This is a genomic window from Salmonella sp. SAL00670 (assembly GCF_046552235.1).
In the GTDB taxonomy this organism is placed as follows: domain Bacteria; phylum Pseudomonadota; class Gammaproteobacteria; order Enterobacterales; family Enterobacteriaceae; genus Salmonella; species Salmonella enterica.
In genome coordinates, this window is sequence record NZ_JBGDUO010000007.1 from 113,555 (window position 1) to 133,237 (window position 19,683).

19 protein-coding genes are annotated in these 19,683 nt (G+C 53.5%); 11 read left to right on the top strand and 8 right to left on the bottom strand.

Annotated elements, in window-relative coordinates:
• The first annotated feature begins 53 nt into the window (after positions 1 to 53).
• From aroP to ACLJRS_RS19940, 3 genes are all read left to right on the top strand, one after another.
• Positions 54 to 1,427, top strand: coding sequence for an aromatic amino acid transporter AroP (gene aroP, locus ACLJRS_RS19930; RefSeq protein ID WP_000969487.1), 1,374 nt, complete (start codon positions 54 to 56; stop codon positions 1,425 to 1,427).
• 163 nt (positions 1,428 to 1,590) lie between these two features.
• Positions 1,591 to 2,997, top strand: coding sequence for a glycoside-pentoside-hexuronide (GPH):cation symporter (locus tag ACLJRS_RS19935; protein WP_000357534.1), 1,407 nt, complete (start codon positions 1,591 to 1,593; stop codon positions 2,995 to 2,997).
• Positions 2,997 to 3,947, top strand: coding sequence for a family 43 glycosylhydrolase (locus ACLJRS_RS19940; protein WP_000024778.1), 951 nt, complete (start codon positions 2,997 to 2,999; stop codon positions 3,945 to 3,947). The genes ACLJRS_RS19935 and ACLJRS_RS19940 overlap by 1 nt, the downstream gene beginning before the upstream one ends.
• A 91-nt stretch (positions 3,948 to 4,038) precedes the next feature.
• Here ACLJRS_RS19940 and ampE read toward each other — a convergent pair whose 3' ends face one another.
• Both ampE and ampD read right to left on the bottom strand, forming a co-directional pair.
• Entirely contained in the window at positions 4,039 to 4,893 is an 855-nt protein-coding gene (gene ampE, locus ACLJRS_RS19945; RefSeq protein ID WP_410957887.1) for a beta-lactamase regulator AmpE, read from the bottom strand.
• Positions 4,890 to 5,453, bottom strand: a complete 564-nt coding sequence (gene ampD / locus ACLJRS_RS19950; RefSeq protein ID WP_000936329.1) for a 1,6-anhydro-N-acetylmuramyl-L-alanine amidase AmpD — start codon at positions 5,451 to 5,453, stop codon at positions 4,890 to 4,892. Before ampD ends, ampE begins: the two co-directional genes overlap by 4 nt.
• An 87-nt stretch (positions 5,454 to 5,540) precedes the next feature.
• Here ampD and nadC point away from each other — a divergent pair, with 87 nt between their 5' ends.
• The 4 genes from nadC to hofC all read left to right on the top strand — a co-directional run bounded on the left by nadC (position 5,541) and on the right by hofC (position 9,680).
• Complete coding sequence (nadC, locus tag ACLJRS_RS19955) at positions 5,541 to 6,434, top strand: carboxylating nicotinate-nucleotide diphosphorylase (protein WP_001135135.1); 894 nt, start codon at positions 5,541 to 5,543, stop codon at positions 6,432 to 6,434.
• A gap of 221 nt (positions 6,435 to 6,655) precedes the next feature.
• A complete protein-coding gene (gene ppdD, locus ACLJRS_RS19960) occupies positions 6,656 to 7,093 on the top strand; it encodes a prepilin peptidase-dependent pilin (protein ID WP_410957888.1) in 438 nt (145 codons plus the stop codon).
• Positions 7,094 to 7,102: 9 nt separating this feature from the next.
• The gene (gene gspE / locus ACLJRS_RS19965) at positions 7,103 to 8,488 is read left to right on the top strand and encodes a type II secretion system protein GspE (protein WP_000650600.1); all 1,386 of its coding nucleotides are present in this window, start codon (positions 7,103 to 7,105) and stop codon (positions 8,486 to 8,488) included.
• Positions 8,478 to 9,680 (top strand): protein transport protein HofC, encoded by a 1,203-nt coding sequence (gene hofC / locus ACLJRS_RS19970; RefSeq protein WP_000114101.1) that lies wholly within the window; start codon positions 8,478 to 8,480, stop codon positions 9,678 to 9,680. The genes gspE and hofC overlap by 11 nt, the downstream gene beginning before the upstream one ends.
• 30 nt (positions 9,681 to 9,710) lie before the next feature.
• Here hofC and ACLJRS_RS19975 read toward each other — a convergent pair whose 3' ends face one another.
• Complete coding sequence (locus tag ACLJRS_RS19975; protein ID WP_001217365.1) at positions 9,711 to 10,754, bottom strand: GMP reductase; 1,044 nt, start codon at positions 10,752 to 10,754, stop codon at positions 9,711 to 9,713.
• Between the two features lie 225 nt (positions 10,755 to 10,979).
• On the opposite strand from ACLJRS_RS19975, the gene coaE reads away from it, so the two are divergent.
• From coaE to yacG, 3 genes are read left to right on the top strand one after another with little or no spacing between them, the layout of a single operon-like run.
• The gene (gene coaE, locus ACLJRS_RS19980) at positions 10,980 to 11,600 is read left to right on the top strand and encodes a dephospho-CoA kinase (protein WP_001270913.1); all 621 of its coding nucleotides are present in this window, start codon (positions 10,980 to 10,982) and stop codon (positions 11,598 to 11,600) included.
• Positions 11,600 to 12,343, top strand: coding sequence for a cell division protein ZapD (zapD, locus tag ACLJRS_RS19985; protein WP_000557443.1), 744 nt, complete (start codon positions 11,600 to 11,602; stop codon positions 12,341 to 12,343). Before coaE ends, zapD begins: the two co-directional genes overlap by 1 nt.
• 9 nt (positions 12,344 to 12,352) lie before the next feature.
• The gene (yacG, locus tag ACLJRS_RS19990) at positions 12,353 to 12,544 is read left to right on the top strand and encodes a DNA gyrase inhibitor YacG (protein ID WP_001286419.1); all 192 of its coding nucleotides are present in this window, start codon (positions 12,353 to 12,355) and stop codon (positions 12,542 to 12,544) included.
• On the opposite strand, the gene ACLJRS_RS19995 is transcribed toward yacG, so the two are convergent.
• Positions 12,541 to 13,482 carry a LysR family transcriptional regulator gene (locus ACLJRS_RS19995; protein WP_001622534.1) on the bottom strand — a complete coding sequence of 314 codons (942 nt, stop codon included), beginning with the start codon at positions 13,480 to 13,482 and terminating at the stop codon, positions 12,541 to 12,543. The two genes, yacG and ACLJRS_RS19995, sit on opposite strands and share 4 nt — an antisense overlap.
• Before the next feature lie 85 nt (positions 13,483 to 13,567).
• Here ACLJRS_RS19995 and ACLJRS_RS20000 point away from each other — a divergent pair, with 85 nt between their 5' ends.
• Entirely contained in the window at positions 13,568 to 14,557 is a 990-nt protein-coding gene (locus tag ACLJRS_RS20000; RefSeq protein WP_001200034.1) for an aldo/keto reductase, read from the top strand.
• A 33-nt stretch (positions 14,558 to 14,590) separates the two neighbouring features.
• On the opposite strand, the gene mutT is transcribed toward ACLJRS_RS20000, so the two are convergent.
• From mutT to lpxC, 4 genes are all read right to left on the bottom strand, one after another.
• Positions 14,591 to 14,986 carry an 8-oxo-dGTP diphosphatase MutT gene (mutT, locus tag ACLJRS_RS20005; protein WP_000736055.1) on the bottom strand — a complete coding sequence of 132 codons (396 nt, stop codon included), beginning with the start codon at positions 14,984 to 14,986 and terminating at the stop codon, positions 14,591 to 14,593.
• Between the two features lie 151 nt (positions 14,987 to 15,137).
• Positions 15,138 to 17,843, bottom strand: coding sequence for a preprotein translocase subunit SecA (secA, locus tag ACLJRS_RS20010; RefSeq protein ID WP_000905756.1), 2,706 nt, complete (start codon positions 17,841 to 17,843; stop codon positions 15,138 to 15,140).
• A 61-nt stretch (positions 17,844 to 17,904) separates the two neighbouring features.
• Entirely contained in the window at positions 17,905 to 18,402 is a 498-nt protein-coding gene (gene secM, locus ACLJRS_RS20015; protein WP_000014333.1) for a secA translation cis-regulator SecM, read from the bottom strand.
• Between the two features lie 278 nt (positions 18,403 to 18,680).
• Positions 18,681 to 19,598 (bottom strand): UDP-3-O-acyl-N-acetylglucosamine deacetylase, encoded by a 918-nt coding sequence (lpxC, locus tag ACLJRS_RS20020; RefSeq protein WP_000595488.1) that lies wholly within the window; start codon positions 19,596 to 19,598, stop codon positions 18,681 to 18,683.
• Between the last annotated feature and the right edge of the window lie 85 nt (positions 19,599 to 19,683).

The window sequence follows — 19,683 nt, forward strand, 5'->3', positions numbered from 1 at the left end:
ATCGTTCAAAATAAGCGCGTTATGAATAAACCGCGCCCGATACACGAGGTTTTATGATGGACAGTCAGCAGCACGGCGAGCAGCTCAAGCGCGGCCTGAAAAACCGCCATATTCAGCTTATCGCATTGGGCGGCGCGATAGGGACAGGCTTGTTCCTGGGAAGCGCCTCCGTTATTCAGTCGGCGGGGCCAGGAATTATCCTGGGCTATGCGATTGCAGGCTTTATTGCCTTTCTGATTATGCGCCAGCTGGGGGAGATGGTGGTTGAAGAACCGGTCGCCGGCTCTTTTAGCCACTTCGCCTATAAATACTGGGGCGGCTTTGCCGGATTCGCTTCCGGCTGGAACTACTGGGTGCTGTACGTATTAGTTGCCATGGCGGAACTGACCGCAGTGGGTAAATATATCCAGTTCTGGTATCCGGAGATCCCCACCTGGGCTTCTGCGGCAGCCTTCTTTGTGATTATCAACGCCATCAACCTGACCAACGTTAAAGTGTTCGGTGAGATGGAGTTTTGGTTCGCCATTATTAAAGTGATCGCCGTCATCGCTATGATTCTGTTCGGCGCGTGGTTACTCTTCAGCGATACCGCTGGTCCGCAGGCCACCGTGCGCAACCTGTGGGAACAGGGCGGCTTTCTGCCGCATGGCTGGACCGGGCTGGTGATGATGATGGCCATTATTATGTTTTCGTTCGGCGGACTGGAGCTGGTAGGGATCACCGCCGCTGAAGCCGATAACCCGGAACAGAGCATCCCCAAAGCCACTAATCAGGTTATCTATCGCATCCTGATTTTTTATATCGGCTCGCTGGCGGTTCTGCTTTCGCTGCTGCCATGGACTCGCGTCACCGCCGATACCAGCCCATTTGTCCTTATCTTCCATGAGCTGGGCGATACGTTTGTCGCCAATGCACTGAATATCGTGGTTCTCACCGCCGCGCTATCGGTTTATAACAGCTGCGTTTACTGCAACAGCCGTATGCTGTTCGGTCTGGCCCAGCAGGGAAATGCGCCGAAAGCGCTGCTGAACGTCGACAAACGCGGCGTGCCGGTGAGCTCCATTTTGGTTTCCGCCGTCGTGACGGCGTTGTGCGTGCTGCTCAACTACCTGGCTCCAGAGTCCGCATTCGGACTGCTGATGGCGCTGGTGGTCTCCGCGCTGGTCATTAACTGGGCGATGATTAGCCTTGCCCATATGATGTTCCGTCGCGCGAAACAGCAACAGGGCGTGAAAACCCGCTTCCCGGCCCTGTTTTATCCGTTCGGCAACGTTCTCTGCCTGCTGTTTATGGCGGCGGTATTGATCATTATGCTGATGACGCCAGGTATGGCGATCTCCGTGTGGCTGATTCCGGTATGGCTGCTCATCCTGGGCGTCGGCTACCTGTGTAAAGAAAAAACGGCAAAAACGGTGAAAGCCCACTGATCGTGGCATTACTTTTCCGCCCTCCCCGTCCGGGGAGGGTGTTATCTGCCTCACAGTTTCCCACGTATAACCATTTTATCCATATCAGCGGCGTGATCCTGCTACGCAAATAAAAGCTCGCAGGCGAATAATTACCGCCATCATCTGATGGGGAGAAGTCTCAATGGATAAGGGCAGACTTTCGGTAAGAGAGAAAATCGGGTATGGCATGGGCGACGCCGGATGTAACATTATTTTTGGTGCTATCATGCTGTTTGTTAATTATTTTTATACGGATATTTTTGGTCTTGCCCCGGCGTTAGTCGGTGTTTTACTCCTTTCAGTACGCGTTATCGATGCCGTTACCGATCCGGTGATGGGCGCGCTTGCCGATCGTACCCAAAGTAAATATGGTCGTTTCCGCCCTTGGCTACTGTGGATTGCATTTCCCTACGCGCTGTTCAGCGTTCTGATGTTCACGACGCCGGACTGGGGCTATAACAGCAAAGTTGTCTATGCTTTCGTCACCTATTTTCTGCTTTCCGTGACCTACACCGCCATCAATATTCCCTATTGCTCACTGGGCGGCGTGATCACCAACGATCCAAAAGAGCGCGTGGCCTGTCAGGCTTATCGCTTCGTGTTAGTCGGCATCGCGACGCTGTTGCTATCGTTAACGCTATTGCCGATGGTGGACTGGTTTGGCGGCGGCGACAAAGCCAAAGGCTATCAGTTGGCGATGACCGTGCTGGCGATTATCGGCATGGGTATGTTTCTGTTCTGCTTTGCCAGCGTCCGCGAACGCGTTCGCCCTGCCGTTCCGACGCACGATGATATGAAGAATGATTTCAAAGACGTGTGGAAAAACGATCAATGGGTACGCATTCTGCTATTGACCTTATGTAACGTCTGCCCGGGGTTTATCCGTATGGCGGCGACCATGTATTACGTCACCTGGGTGATGGGACAAAGCCCCCATTTCGCTACGCTTTTTATTAGCCTTGGCGTGGTCGGTATGATGATCGGCAGTATGCTGGCAAAAGTCTTAACCGATCGCTGGTGTAAATTGAAGGTATTTTTCTGGACCAATATTGCGCTGGCGATTTTCTCCTGCGCGTTCTATTTCTTTGATCCGAAAGCCACCGTGATGATAGTGGCGCTCTACTTCCTGCTCAATATTCTGCATCAGATCCCTTCCCCGCTGCACTGGTCGCTGATGGCGGACGTCGATGATTACGGCGAATGGAAAACCGGCAAACGCATTACCGGTATCAGCTTCTCCGGTAACCTGTTCTTCCTCAAGCTGGGCCTGGCGATTGCCGGGGCGATGGTCGGCTTTTTGCTCTCCTGGTACGGTTATGACGCCAGCGCTAAAGCGCAAAGCGCCTCGGCGATGAACGGTATTATGCTGTTGTTTACCGTTATCCCCGGCGTTGGCTATCTGATTACCGCAGGCGTGGTACGTCTGCTGAAAGTTGACCGTGAACTGATGAAAAAAATCCAGGACGATTTGGAAAAACGTCGCACTAATTACCGCGAATTGAGTGAGTTGCAGGAGCTCAAAGCCGCTGAAAGCGTAAGGAAAGCCTGATGGCAAACTGGCCAAACCCGTTTATTGAACAACGTGCCGATCCGTTTATTTTACGCGACGGCAGCGATTACTACTTTATTGCCTCCGTACCGGAATATGACAGGCTGGAAATCCGCCGGGCTAATTCGCTGGAAGGGTTGCGCGCCGCCGACCCCGTTGTCGTCTGGCGTAAACCGGAAAGCGGCCCGATGAGCCAGCTCATCTGGGCACCGGAAATGCACCGCATCAACGGCAAGTGGTACATCTATTTTGCCGCTACCCATACTCAAGCGCTTGATAAGCTGGGAATGTTCCAGCATCGCATGTTTGCCCTGGAGTGCGCCGATGCCGACCCACTCACCGGCAAGTGGACGGAGAAAGGTCAAATTAAAACACCGTTTGATACCTTCGCCCTCGATGCCACCACTTTTTATCATCAGGGAAAGCAGTGGTATCTGTGGGCGCAAAAAGCGCCGGATATTGCCGGTAACTCAAATATTTATCTGGCTGAACTGGAAAATCCGTGGACGATTAAAGGCGAGCCGGTAAGACTCAGTAAGCCAGAGTACGACTGGGAGTGTCGGGGTTTTTGGGTTAACGAAGGTCCGGCCGTCGTGGTGCATGGCGACAAGCTGTTTATCAGCTATTCGGCCAGCGCCACCGATGAAAACTACTGTATGGGATTACTGTGGATTAACGTAAACGACGATCCGCGCGATCCGGCCAACTGGCATAAATCACCGCGCCCGGTCTTTACCACCAGCTATGAAAATCGCCAGTATGGGCCGGGACATAACAGCTTTACGCAAACGCCGGAAGGTGAAGATGTACTGGTGTACCACGCGAGAAATTACACCGAAATTGAAGGCGATCCGTTGTACGATCCCAACCGCCATACGCGTCTGAAACGGGTGCGCTGGGACGAAAACGGGATGCCTGATTTTGGCGTGCCGCCAGCCGATACGATCTAAGCCGTTGCACTGCCCGGTGGCGCTAGCGCTTACCGGGCCTACAGATTTTTCCATTGTAGGCAGCATAAGCGTTAGCGCCATCGGCACAACGCTACACTAATGCCCCATAAATGGTGAGCAACGCAATAATCACCACCACCACAAACGAGGCCTTCTTCGCCATCGACACCGCCGCTTTGGGGGTTTCTACTTTGTCAGTATGCGGTTCACGCGCCAGTGAGAACTGCGCCAGACGTGTGAGTACCTGATACTGCGAAGTATGCAGATCCGCCAGCGAGGCAAACCAGGCCGGCAACGCTTTCTCGCCATGCCCCAGTAATGCATACACTACGCCCGCCAGACGTACCGGAATCCAGTCCAGCACATGAAGAATAGCGTCAGTGCCGGATTGCAAACGTTGGTGCGGCGTCTGATAGCGCGCCAGCCAGGTCTGCCAGGCCCGTAAAAACGCATAGCCCACCAGCGTTACCGGCCCCCACGGACCGCCAACGATAAACCAAAATAGCGGTGCGAGGTAAAAACGGAAATTTATCCATAACAACGCATTTTGCAGCTCACGCAAAAATTCACGCTCATTACAATCCGGCGGCACGCCGTGAATCAGCGTAAGCTCGCTGGCCATCGCCTCGCAAGGATGCGGATCGTTACGGGACGCCGCTTTCAGCCAGGCGTGATAATGTACTCGCACTTTGCCCGCGCCGATACACAGCACGCCCAGGAGAATCCACACCACCAGCGTCGGCACGTTAAATAGCAGCCCTTTTAACGCCTGGAGCAGTAGAAAAGTCACCACCATCGCGATCGCCGTCATTCCCATCGTGCGCAACATCGAAAAATGCGTAATCCGACGGAATAGCGCCTCCAGCCGATGATCGAGCTGCCAGTGCTCGCCCAGCTTAAACAGGCGCTCGACAATCAGCACCAGTAATGTCGTAAACAGCGTCATGTCATCTCCTTGTGCGACGAGAGGGCTACCAAAGCGCGAAAGCGCGGCCAGTCAAAGGCAGGGCCAGGGTCCGTTTTGCGGTCAGGCGCAATGTTGCAGTGTCCGGTCATATTGTCGGCGATCGCCGGATAGCTAGCGATAAGCGTGCGCGTCACGGCGGCTAGCTGCTGATACTGCGCATCGGTATAAGCCAGCGTATCCGTCCCCTCCAGCTCAATACCAATGGAGAAATCATTACAACGTTCCCGCCCCTGATAGTTTGACACGCCCGCATGCCACGCACGCTTATCAAAAGGCACATACTGGACGATTTCACCGTCGCGACGAATCAGACAATGGGCCGAAACACGAAGATGAGCGATTTCTGCAAAAAAAGGATGGGCGTCTGGATCTATCGTTCCGGTGAATAATGCATCGATCCACGGACCGCCAAACTCGCCGGGGGGCAGGCTAATATTATGCACCACCAGCAAGGACGGTTTTTCGTCATCCGGACGGCAATCATAATGCGGAGAAGGGACGCGTCGCGCCTCTACCAACCAACCCTTATCTGGCAACATGCAGAGTCTCCTTTTGAGTGGTGCTTATAGCTGCTTCAGAGTAGCATGTTTCTACCTTATGATTCGTTAGCAATTTGGAGTTTTATCATGCCGCCTCGCCGTTATAACCCAGACGACCGACGTGACGCGCTACTGGAACGCATTAATCTCGATATCCCTGCCGCCGTTGCTCAGGCGCTGCGTGAAGATTTAGGTGGAGAAGTCGATGCTGGCAACGATATCACCGCGCAACTTTTGCCGGCAGATACGCAAGCCCATGCCACGGTGATCACTCGTGAAGACGGCGTTTTCTGCGGCAAGCGCTGGGTTGAAGAGGTCTTCATCCAACTGGCGGGCGATGATGTGCGCCTCACCTGGCATGTCGATGACGGCGACGCCATTCACGCCAACCAAACAGTGTTTGAACTGAACGGCCCGGCTCGCGTATTGCTGACCGGCGAGCGCACGGCGCTAAACTTTGTCCAGACCCTTTCCGGCGTCGCCAGTGAAGTACGCCGCTACGTTGGACTGCTGGCTGGCACCCAAACCCAGTTGCTCGACACGCGTAAAACGCTGCCGGGTCTGCGCACCGCGCTCAAATATGCGGTTTTATGCGGCGGCGGCGCCAATCATCGTCTGGGCCTCACTGACGCGTTCCTGATTAAAGAAAACCATATCATCGCCTCCGGTTCGGTTCGTCAGGCGGTGGAAAAAGCGTTCTGGCTACATCCGGACGTGCCGGTAGAAGTCGAGGTCGAAAATCTGGATGAACTGGACGATGCGCTGAAAGCAGGCGCGGATATTATCATGCTGGATAATTTCAACACCGACCAGATGCGCGAGGCGGTGAAACGCGTCAACGGCCAGGCGCGGCTGGAAGTATCCGGCAACGTCACCGCGGAAACCTTACGCGAATTTGCTGAAACCGGGGTGGATTTCATCTCCGTTGGCGCGCTGACCAAGCACGTGCGCGCGCTCGATCTCTCCATGCGTTTTTGCTGATCCTCTCCACCCGATGGCGCTGCGCCGTCGGGTCTATAAATCACCTGTCCGTAGATCCGCGTCATTATTCGGTAAAATATTCGTAGCGCCTCGCAATAACGTTGCCGTGTCATGTAACGCAGCGAAAATCTTCAGAATCCGCCTTCCCGTTTTACCTTTTACCGCTCGCCCGCTCTTCCCGCGTTTGCCACAGTAGCGCCAGCTAACTCAAGGAGCGAACAATGGAAAAACAACGCGGTTTCACGCTTATCGAACTGATGGTCGTTATTGGCATCATCGCCATTTTAAGCGCCATTGGCATTCCGGCTTACCAGAACTATCTGCGTAAAGCGGCGCTGACGGATATGTTGCAAACGTTTGTCCCCTACCGTACTGCCGTCGAACTCTGCACTCTGGAACATGGTGGGACGAGCACATGCGATGCGGGCGTCAACGGTATCCCCTCGCCCGTCATCACCCGTTATGTTTCGGGCATGAGCGTGGAAAAAGGCGTCATCACGCTTACCGGCCAGGAGAGTCTGAGCGGGCTTAGCGTCATCATGACGCCCGCCTGGGACAATGCTAACGGCATTACTGGCTGGACGCGTAACTGCAATATTCAAAGCGACAGCGCGTTACAACAGGCTTGTGAAGATGTCTTCCGTTTTGACGCCAACTAAGGAGACAAGATGAAAGACGCTCAGCTCAACACCTTGTGTCAACGTCATCAGGCTGTACTGATCAATAGCGCCAGCAACAGTATCACTGTTGCGGTGGTCGACGCGCCCTCTCATGCGTTACTGGACGCTCTGCATTTCGCCACGCAAAAACAGATTGATATTGTGTGCTGGACTCGCCAGCAAATGGAAAATCATCGGCATAAGCCGGATCAGGCACCCTCGGCAAACGCCGCGAAAGGCGGAGAAACCGCAGCCCAGCTTCTCAATCAGACATTACGCTCGGCGATGGCGAAACGCGCCTCTGATATCCATCTTGAACCCGGCGCCAGCCGCTACCGAATAAGACTCCGCATCGACGGCGTTCTTCATATTCTGCAGGACATCGCCAAAGAGACGGGGCTTGCGCTGACGGCCAGATTGAAAGTCCTGGGAAATTTGGACATCGCTGAACATCGACTGCCGCAGGACGGGCAATTTACCGTTGACCTGTCGGGAGACAGCATCTCTTTTCGTATCGCCACGCTTCCCTGTAAAGAAGGCGAAAAAGTCGTCTTACGGTTGTTGCATCAGGTTGAACAAACGCTGGATCTGGACACGCTGGGCATGTACGGGGCACAACTTACCGCTTTTAGACAAGCCCTACAGCAACCTCAGGGGCTGGTACTGGTGACTGGCCCCACCGGTAGCGGAAAAACGGTCACGCTATACAGCGCGCTACAAACCCGGAATACGCCGGGTATCAACCTCTGTAGCGTTGAGGATCCGATAGAAATTCCACTGGATGGGATTAACCAGACGCAGATCCATCCCCGCGCCGGGCTCACCTTTCAAAATGTGCTGCGTGCGCTATTACGCCAGGACCCTGACATCATCATGGTAGGTGAAATTCGTGACGGCGACACCGCAGAAATCGCCATTAAGGCGGCACAAACGGGCCATCTGGTACTTTCAACGCTACATACGAACTCCACCAGTGAAACCCTGATACGTTTGCAGCAAATGGGCGTAGCACGCTGGATGATCTCATCGGCGCTTACGCTGGTGGTAGCGCAACGCCTGGTAAGGAAGCTTTGCCCGCACTGCAAACAGCGCCTGAGCGATCCCGTAGTGCTATCGCCCAATCTTTGGCCCAGCGCGCTACCGCGCTGGCAGGCAAACGGCTGTCAGCATTGCTACCACGGCTTTTATGGCCGAACCGCGTTATTCGAAGTGTTAACCGTTACCCCGGCATTACGTCAGTTAATTGCGAGCGGCGCATCGGCGCAAGCACTGGAAGCCCACCTCCAACAGACCGGTACAGGGACGCTTTTTGAAAATGGCTGTCGCGCCGTTGAGCAAGGCATGACGTCCTTTGAAGAGATACTGCGCGTTCTGGGAATGCCCCATGAGCGTTAAACAGCTCTGGCGCTGGCAAGGCGTTAACGATAAAGGTCAACTGGAACAAGACGTTGTATGGGTGGACAATCGTCTGGCGCTGATCATCACCCTGCAACATCAGCGCATTATGCCGCTTCGCATCAAGCGCATAGGCGTTAACGCCGCACTGTGGAAAGAAGAGCAAAGCGCTGAAATTATTCATCAGTTGGCCACGCTCATTCATGCCGGGCTGACGCTTTCAGAAGGGCTGGAACTCCTTGCGAAACAGCATCCCCACCGACAATGGCAAGCGCTGTTGCGCACGCTGGCTCACGAGCTTGAACAGGGCGTCCCTTTTTCCAGCGCATTAGTCTCCTGGCCGCAGGTATTTCCGCCGCTCTACCAGACGATGATCCGCACCGGAGAACTGACCGGCAAACTGGCCGAATGCTGCTTTGAACTGGCCCGTCAGCAAAAAGCGCAACGGCAGATTACGGTTAGCGTGAAAAAGGCGCTGCGCTATCCCGCCATTATTCTAACAATGGCCGCCCTGGTCGTTTTCGCCATGCTGCACTTTGTCCTGCCGGAATTTGCCGCCATTTACCGTAGCTTCAATACCCCGCTTCCTCTTCTGACACGCGGTATTATTGCGATAGCGCAATGGGGGTCGGCATGGGGTTGGCTCATCTTGTTCCTGACGATGCTCGTTGCTATCGCTCACCGCAGGGTAAAACAAAAGCCGTCCTGGCAAGCGCAGCGGCAGCGTCTTCTGCTACGGCTTCCCGTTATGGGTCGCCTGATAAGAGGCCAGAAACTAGCGCAAATATTCACCGTACTGGCATTAACCCAAAGCGCAGGTATTCCTTTTCTTCAGGGACTGGAAAGCGCTATCGATAGTCTCGGCTGCCCTTACTGGTCACAGCGTTTAACGCAGGTACATCAGGAGATCGCCGCGGGCAATCCGGTCTGGTTGGCGCTAAAAAATACCCAGGAATTTAGTCCGCTATGCCTGCAACTGGTCAGAACGGGCGAAGCGTCCGGTTCACTCGATATCATGCTGCATAACCTTGCCCGTCACCACAGTGAAACTACGCTGGCGCTGGCCGATAATCTGGCGTCGTTGTTGGAACCGGCGTTATTGATCATCACCGGCTTAATTATCGGTACGCTGGTGGTGGCGATGTATTTGCCGATTTTTCATCTGGGAGACGCGATGAGCGGGATGGGATAAGGCTGGCGCACATTTACGCCAGCCAGAATATTAGAGGCTATTGAAAATGCGGTTTTCTTGTTCCTGCACCCGAATAAAGGTGGTGCGTTTGGTCAACTCTTTCAGGCGAGACGCGCCGACATAAGTGCAGGCTGAGCGTAGACCGCCCAGGATATCGCGGGCAGTATTGCCCACCGGCCCACGCAGCGGCAATTTAACCGTTTTACCTTCTGCCGCGCGGTATTTCGCAACGCCGCCGACATGACGGTTCATCGCAGATTCCGAACTCATGCCGTAGAACAGCATAAATTTCTCGCCGTTCTCTTCTACCACGCTGCCGCCGCTCTCTTCGTGCCCCGCCAGCATGCCGCCCAACATAACGAAATCCGCGCCGCCGCCAAAGGCTTTTGCTACGTCGCCTGGCATGGTGCAGCCGCCATCGCTGACGATCATACCGCCCAGGCCATGCGCCGCGTCAGCACATTCGATAACCGCCGACAGTTGCGGATAACCAACGCCGGTTTTTACACGCGTCGTGCATACGGAGCCGGGACCAATTCCCACTTTCACGATATCGGCGCCGGAGAGGATAAGCTCTTCGCACATCTCGCCCGTTACCACATTGCCTGCGCAGATTGTTTTTGTCGGCCATGCTTCACGCGCTTTTGCGACGAACTGCACAAAATGTTCTGAATAGCCATTGGCCACATCAATACAGACAAAGTTCAGCGCAGGATTCAGCGCCAGAATCTGCACGGTTTTTTCGAAATCAGCATCAGAGGTCCCGGTGGAAACCATCACATGCTTCAGAACATCAGCCGAGGCCGTGTTGATAAAAGCTGCCCATTCTTCAACGGTATAATGTTTATGTACAGCAGTCAGAATATCAAACCCGGCCAATGCTTGCGCCATTTCAAACGTCCCGACGGTATCCATATTGGCCGCGATAATCGGTACGCCAGACCAGGTCTGACCTGAGTGTTTAAAGGTGAATTGACGTTCCAGTTCGACATCGGAACGGCTTTTGAGGGTAGAACGCTTAGGACGGATAAGAACGTCTTTGAAACCTAACTTCAGATCTTCTTCAATACGCATGTACGGATTCCTGGGGTTAATGGCGAAAAATCGAAACTCACAACTCCAGTGACGCTATCATACGCACTAATCATGGCCGTACAAGACTGCGAAATTCTCTTTTTTTACGTTACAATCCCATAAATTTACCTGGCGAATAGTAGGTTAATGCTCAGAGCGTATTGTCTTTGTATGTTTAAAATTTAACCTTTTGATTATCAAACTAAAATTCCGGAAGCTGGAGATATGAGGTATACCGTAGCCTTAACCGGCGGTATTGGCAGCGGTAAAAGTACCGTCGCTGATGCCTTCGCTGACCTCGGAATAACCGTCATCGACGCGGATATTATCGCGCGCCAGATGGTTGAGCCAGGGCAGCCCGCCCTGAACGCAATAGCGGAACATTTTGGTTCTGAACTTATCGCCGCCGACGGCACGTTACGTCGCCGGGCGCTGCGTGAGCGTATTTTTTCGCATCCGGAAGAAAAAGCCTGGCTTAACGCCCTGCTTCACCCCTTAATTCAGCAGGAAACCCAACGACAGTTTCAACAGGCTACGTCGCCCTATGTGTTATGGGTTGTGCCTCTGCTGGTTGAAAACAGGCTGTATCAAAAAGCCAACCGCGTACTGGTGGTTGACGTGACGCCCGAAACGCAGCTCATACGCACAATGCAGCGTGATGATGTTACGCGCGAGCATGTTGAACACATTCTCGCTGCGCAGGCGACGCGTGAAGCGCGCCTTGCCGTGGCGGACGATGTTATTGATAATAACGGCGCACCGGATGCTATCGCATCAGATGTGGCCCGCCTGCACGCCAGTTATCTTAAGCTCGCGTCGCAGTTTGTCTCACAGGAAAAACCGTAATGCACACCCAGGTCCTATTTGAACACCCTCTCAATGAGAAGATGCGTACGTGGCTGCGCATAGAGTTTTTGATCCAACAGCTCTCCATCAACCTGCCAATTGCAGACCATGCTGGCGCACTGCATTTTTTCCGTAATATCAGCGATCTACTGGATGTGTTCGAACGGGGCGAAGTCCGTACCGAACTGCTGAAAGAACTGGAGCGCCAGCAGCGTAAATTACAGGCCTGGGTTGAGGTTCCCGGCGTCGATCAAGACCGTATTGAAGCCCTGCGCCAGCAGTTAAAATCGGCGGGCAGCGTGCTGATCTCCGCCCCGAGGATTGGCCAGCAGCTACGCGAAGATCGCTTGATTGCCCTTGTGCGTCAACGCTTAAGTATTCCTGGCGGCTGTTGCAGTTTCGATTTACCCACTCTGCATATCTGGTTGCACCTACAACAGGCGCAGCGCGACGCCCAGATTGAAACCTGGCTTGCCAGCCTGAATCCCCTCACCCAGGCGCTGACGCTGGTGCTTGATCTGATCCGTAATTCAGCGCCTTTCCGTAAGCAAACCAGCCTGAACGGTTTTTATCAGGATAACGGGGACGACGCCGATTTGCTGCGTCTTATGCTGACGCTCGATTCACAACTTTATCCGCAAATTTCCGGCCATAAGAGCCGTTTTGCCATTCGCTTTATGCCGCTGGATAGTGAAAATGGTCTGGTGCCGGAGCGTCTTGATTTTGAACTGGCCTGTTGCTAAGGAGTAAAAATGTCTGACGTGACCGTCGTAAACTGTCCGACCTGCGGTAAACCGGTCGTCTGGGGGGAAATTAGCCCCTTCCGCCCATTTTGTTCTAAACGCTGTCAGTTAATTGATTTGGGCGAATGGGCCGCCGAAGAGAAACGAATCGCCAGCAGCGGCGACCAGTCTGATAGCGACGACTGGAGCGAAGAGCGCTAACAGTGATGGCTCTGTTGAGATGGCAATATCGCCTTATGACAAAAATAATCAATAAATACGCGTAGTTTTGGCGCCATATGCGCGCGGCCGGGATAATACAAATAAAACCGGTCCGCCGCAGGCAGCCACTCCTCAAGTACGGAACACAACCGCCCATCCTGTAAGTCTTCGTGGACATCCTGTTCAAAAACATAGGTTAGCCCTGCCCCATCACGCGCGGCGGAGAGACGCAACGCTTTATCATTCACCATTAACGCGGCTTCCGGCGTAATTTCCAGCCGTTGCGCTCCGTGAACAAACTCCCACCGATATAGCCCGCTCTCACGCGTAAAACGATGGCAAAGGCAGCGGTGATTGATGAGTTCCTGAGGGTGCAGCGGCGTGCCAAAACGCGCAAGGTATGCAGGGGATGCTACGATCGCCGGGCGTAAAACATCACCGAGCGGAACGACATTCATATCAAGTTGTACCGCATCGCCAAAGCGAATACCGGCATCAAAGCGTTCGTTAATTAAATCCACAAAACCGTCATTCACATCGATATCCAGCCGAATATCGGGATAATCGCGCATGAAACCGGCGAGATTAGGTTGTAACAGAAGCGTAGCCGCCGTGCGCGGTACGGTCAGGCGTAATGTCCCTCCGGGTATATCGCGGCTCTGGCGGGCATGTTCCATCGCCTCATCAATATGGTTTAATGCGGGCCTGATACTGGCAAGAAAGGCATGTCCTGCTTCTGTCAAACCGACACGCCGGGTGGTTCGGTTCAACAATTTCACGCCAAGTTCATCCTCCAGTTGACGCATATTCTGACTTAACGCCGATGTAGAAATATGTAACTGCGCCGCTGCCCGCGTGAAGCTATGGTTTTCAGCAATCATGCAAAAAGCATGCAATATGGACATCACATCATGACGCATTATTAAGCCAGCCTTCATAAACCATGCTTATTCCCCCTATTTTTCATCTTATACGCCAGGTATAGACTGCCTGCCATGCACAAAATATCCTCATGGAGGTAGTATGCAATATCGTACATTAGGCGCAAACGGACCGCGAGTGTCAGCCATCGGACTGGGATGTATGGGCATGAGCGCATTTTACGGCGCTCATGACGACAGCACCTCAATTAAGACGCTACATTATGCGTTAGATCAGGGGGTAACACTGCTCGATACCGCAGATATGTATGGCCCTTATACCAATGAAAGGTTAGTTGGAAGAGCCATCGCCGATCGTCGCGATCGGGTATTTTTAGCGACGAAATTTGGTATCGTTCTCGACCCTGCTAACCCTATGGCGCGTGGCGTCAATGGCAGACCGGAGTACGTTCGCCGTAGTTGTGAGCAAAGCCTGCAACGCCTGGGGGTCGATCATATCGATCTGTACTATCAACATCGCGTTGATCCATCAGTTCCCATAGAAGAGACTGTCGGTGCAATGGCGGACCTGGTGCGCGAGGGAAAAGTGCGTTATCTCGGGCTATCCGAAGCATCAACGCAAACGCTGGAACGCGCCCATAACGTTCACCCTATTACCGCGCTGCAAAGTGAGTATTCGCTTTGGTCCCGCGAAGCGGAAATTTCAGCACTTTCCACCTGTGAACGGTTGGGTATAGGATTTGTCGCTTACAGCCCGCTGGGACGCGGATTTCTGACCGGTACGATTAAAACGCCAGAAGATTTTGCTGCGAATGACTTCCGTCGCACAAATCCCAGGTTCATGGGTGAGAACTTCTCGCGCAATTTACGTCTGGCTGAAGCAATAAAACAAATGGCACGCGAAAAAGAGTGTACCCCCGCACAATTAGCGCTGGCCTGGCTGCTGGCCCGCAACAGGCACATCGTTCCCATTCCCGGCACCCGCCACTGCGCCAGGGTGGATGAAAACCTCGGCGCGTTATCACTGACCCTAAGCCCGCAGGAGCTGGCGGCAATTGAGGCGGTTTTTCCTCACGACGCCGCGGCCGGCCCCCGCTACTGGCCGGAAATTATGTCGACATTAAATCGCTAATAAGATCGATGGGGATCGTGTTGCGATCCCCCACTAAGGCGCAAATTGGCGTAATTTACGAATAATCGGTTCATTGGCCGGCGGAAAATCGTCCGTATTCAACGCGTTTTGCGCGATCCACCGTCCCGGCTGTCCTTCTTTCCCCCACGGTTCGCCCTCCCAGCGTTCAACCAGCCAAAACCACAGCGTAATGTGTCTATCCGGGAATTGATATTCCAGAGTGTCGAATAATGTCACCTGTGTTGGCGTAATCCCCACCTCTTCCTGTAGCTCCCGGATCAACGCCTGCTCTGGTGTTTCGCCGGCTTCAATTTTTCCGCCGGGAAATTCCAGCTTGTTCGCCATATGCGCATCAGCGGCGCGTTGGGTAATAAAAATTTCGTCGTTCGGGTTGCGGATAATCCCAACCGCGATTTGCAGTTTTTTCATCTTGGTGCATCCATAAAAAAGGCGCAGTCGCCTGCGCCTTTTTATCTGTGTTCAATGCCAGGCCGAATAAGCGTAGCGCCCTTCGGCAATAATGCCAGCACCGACCTGATGGCAACACATTATGTCTTATCAGGCCGGTAAGTTTATCGCATTAGCTCAGGCGACCGTGACACTGTTTGTATTTCTTACCGGAACCGCAAGGGCAAGGATCGTTACGTCCAATCTTACGTTCGCCGGTTTGGGCGGCCAGATCGGCAGCCACGGCGGCATCGTCATCCTGATGGCTTAGCTGCTGCATCTGCGCCAGGCGCTCCGCCTCTTCGCGACGCTGCATTTCCATCGCTTCGACCTCTTCAGGCATACGTACCTGGACTTTGCTCAGGGTACTGATCACTTCATATTTCAGCGATTCCAGCATCGCGGCGAACATAGCGAAGGATTCGCGCTTGTATTCCTGCTTCGGATCTTTTTGCGCATAGCCGCGCAGATGAATACCCTGACGCAGGTAATCCATCGCCGCCAGGTGCTCTTTCCACAGGGAATCGAGCGTTTGCAGCATCACGCCTTTTTCGAAATGACGCATCATTTCAGCGCCAACCACCTCTTCTTTACGCTGATACACCTCGATGGACTGCGCCAGGATGCGCTCACGCAGCGTCTCCTCATGCAGCTCCGGCTCTTTATCCAGCCATTCGGCAATCGGCATCTCCAGGTCGAAGTCGTTTTTCAGGCGTTCCTGCAAACCCGGGATATCCCACATCTCTTCCAGCGACTGCGGCGGAATGTAGGCGTCGATAGTCGCCTTAAAGACATCTTCGCGAATGCTGTTAATGGTGTCGCTCACGTCAGACACATCCAGCAGTTCGTTACGCTGGGTATAAATTGCACGGCGCTGATCGTTCGCCACATCATCATATTCCAGCAGTTGCTTACGAATATCGAAGTTACGGCTTTCTACTTTACGCTGCGCGTTAGCGATAGCTTTCGTCACCCACGGGTGCTCAATCGCTTCGCCCGGCTTCATCCCCAGTTTACGCATCATACCGGAGACACGATCGGAGGCGAAAATACGCATCAGCGCATCTTCCATCGACAGGTAGAAACGGGAAGAACCCGGATCGCCCTGGCGACCGGAACGGCCACGCAGCTGGTTGTCGATACGGCGGGATTCATGGCGCTCGGTGCCAATGATATGCAGACCGCCGGCAGCCAGAACCGCGTCATGGCGTACCTGCCAGTCCGCTTTAATCTGCGCAATCTGTTCTTCCGTCGGCGCTTCCAGCGCGGCGACTTCCGCCTGCCAGCTACCGCCCAGCATAATATCGGTACCACGCCCCGCCATGTTGGTAGCGATAGTGACCGCCGCTGGATAACCAGCCTGCGCAACGATGCCTGCTTCGTTGGCGTGGAATTTTGCGTTCAGGACGTTATGTTTGATGCCCGCTTTGGTCAGCTCTCTGGAGACCACTTCAGATTTCTCGATAGAAATCGTCCCGACCAGCACTGGCTGACCGTTCGCGGTACGCTCTTTAATATCTTCGATAATGGCCTGGATTTTTTCCGCTTCGGTCATGTAGACCAGATCCGGCAAATCTTTACGGATCATCGGACGGTTGGTCGGAACAACGACGGTGTCCAGCTTATAGATAGAGCTAAATTCGAAGGCTTCAGTATCCGCCGTACCGGTCATACCGGCCAGCTTTTCATACAGACGGAAGTAGTTCTGGAAGGTAATAGACGCCAGCGTCTGGTTTTCATTCTGAATTTCAACGCCTTCTTTCGCTTCTACCGCCTGGTGCAGACCGTCAGACCAGCGACGCCCCTGCATGGTACGACCGGTATGTTCATCAACAATGATGACTTCGCCGTCTTTCACAATGTAATCCACGTCACGGGTAAACAGCGCGTGCGCGCGCAGCGCGGCGGTGACGTGATGCATCAGCATAATATTGCCAGGCGAGTAGAGCGACTCGCCTTCATCCATAATGCCTTCTTGCACCAGTAGCTCTTCAATCAGCACCAGACCGCGTTCGGTCAGGTTAACCTGGCGCGCTTTCTCATCAACGGAGAAGTGGCCTTCGCCCTGGAAAGTGTCAGAATCTTCTTTCTCCTGACGAATCAGGTGCGGAATGATTTTGTTCACTTTTTTGTACATTTCCGAGCTATCTTCCGCCGGGCCGGAAATAATCAGCGGCGTACGCGCTTCATCGATCAGGATGGAGTCAACCTCATCCACCAGCGCATAATGCAGTTTACGCTGCACGCGCTCTTCCGGGCTGAACGCCATGTTGTCGCGCAGGTAGTCAAAACCGTATTCGTTGTTAGTGCCGTAAGTGATGTCGGCAGCGTAAGCTTCACGTTTGGCTGGCGCAGGCATACCTGGCAGGTTGATACCAACGGACATACCGAGGAATTCGAATAGCGGACGGTTGTTTTCGGCGTCACGCTGCGCCAGATAGTCGTTCACGGTCACCACATGAACGCCTTTGCCGGACAGCGCGTTCAGGTAGGCTGGCAGCGTTGCGGTCAGCGTCTTACCTTCACCAGTACGCATTTCGGCGATACAGCGATCGTTGAGCACCATACCACCCAATAGCTGAACGTCGAAGTGACGCATCCCAAAGACGCGTTTACTGGCTTCACGCACCACCGCGAACGCTTCCGGAATCAGGCTCTCTACGCTTTCGCCTTTTTCAATACGGGCGCGAAATTCGTTGGTTTTCGCTTTCAGTTCGTCATCGGAGAGTTTTTCCATCTCCGGTTCCATCGCATTAATAAGGCTGACGGCCTTACGCATACGACGCAGCGTACGATCGTTACGGCTACCGAATACTTTGGTTAATAATTTGATTAGCATAATAAAGTCTCAAATGCCCCGCGCCGCGGAGCTACAAATAAAGTAAAAGGGTCTTTTTTCGTTAGCTGAGACGTTGCGGACCGGCGCGGATACCCTGCGCCTGACTTATCCAGGCCGGGATGCTAAATGCGGTTTGTGGCGCAAAATACGCCAGGGAGAGGCGACGAACAATCGCCGGCGGCGTGCCCTCCTGCGTGAGCATCGCGCTGAGCGTATTCAGTAAGGCGATATGATGCGCCTGTAATGGCGACGGCGCGTCGGCAACGGGCAGCGTTTGCGGCGCCATTGCAAAAGAAAGGTGGCGAATCACCGTGCGAATAGCGTGCTGATGCCAGTAATCTACGGTGAAATTGGGACGACGGTTAGAGGCTTCTAACAGCGCAAAATGGCTAAAGTTAACTTTAGACGCGGTGCTGGCGGTCGTCCTTGCAGGCGTATTGGTTTCAGCGGCGTTACTGAGCGCGGGCAAACCAAAACTCGCCGCGACCATCCCTAATAAGAGATGCGGCCAGAAGTATCGTCTGCCTAACTGTCGCCAGCGCGTCAGTATTCCACTCACGTCATTGCCACCTGATATGCCCCTCATGGGCTTACGGAATCAAAACAATTTGCGCACAAATCTTATCATTAAAGCGTACGCGCTACAGCAGTAATGACGAGAAGCTAAGGTGAAAATCGGCTAAGAAAACAGCGAACGCGCCGTGTTTCCATTTAACCCTGTCAAAATGGCTGTATTAAGGAAAGCGCAGATAAAGGATAGTAAAAAAAACGACTGGCTCGCCTGGCCGGAGAGAGTGCCAGGTTAACCAGTCGAATTTTATACGACAGCGTATGTCGTTATGCCAGTACCGTCGAAGGCGCTTTGAAAGCCAACGGCAGTTCTGTGTCGTCCTGGAAGGTCACAAATTCCCAGGCTTCCTGTTTTGCCAGGACTGCCTGTAACAATTTATTATTCAATGCGTGACCGGATTTATACGCGGTAAACGCACCAATAATATTGTGACCACACATGAACAAGTCACCGATCGCGTCAAGCATTTTGTGACGAACGAATTCATCTTCAAAACGCAGGCCGTCTTCGTTCAATACGCGATAATCGTCAACAACGATGGCACAATCGAAGCTGCCGCCCAGGCACAGGCCGCGGGACTGCAGATATTCGATATCACGCATAAAACCGAAGGTACGCGCACGGCTGATCTGGCGCATGAACGCATCCGCAGAGAAGTTCATCGCGTAGCGCTGGCTGCTGGAATCGATCGCCGGATGGTTAAAGTCGATGGTGAAATCCAACGTAAAACCATTGTACGGTCTGAATTCAGCCCATTTATCGCCATCTTCAACCCGAACAGTCTCTTTGATGCGTACGAATTTTTTGGCGCAGTTCAGTTCATCAATACCGGCATCAAGCAGCAGGTAGACAAACGGAGCGGCACTGCCATCCATGATCGGGATTTCCGGGGCATTAACCTCAATAACGATGTTATCGATACCTAAGCCCGCCAGAGCAGCGTTCAGGTGCTCAACGGTTGAAATCCGTACATCATGCTCATTCACCAGACACGTACAGAGCATGGTATCACGCACAGATTTGGCATCGGCCGGGAAATCTACCGGTGGATTCAAGTCGGTGCGACGATAGATGACCCCGGTATTGGCCGGCGCAGGGCGTAATGTCAGGGTGACTTTTTTGCCGGTGTGTAAACCGACGCCAGTCGCCTGAACGATACGTTTAAGTGTCCTTTGTTTGATCATCGTATAATCTCGCCAAATTACCTATCCAACCGAAGTGTACTATACATTCGGCGGGCCAGTTTAGCACAAAGAGCCCAGAATCCCA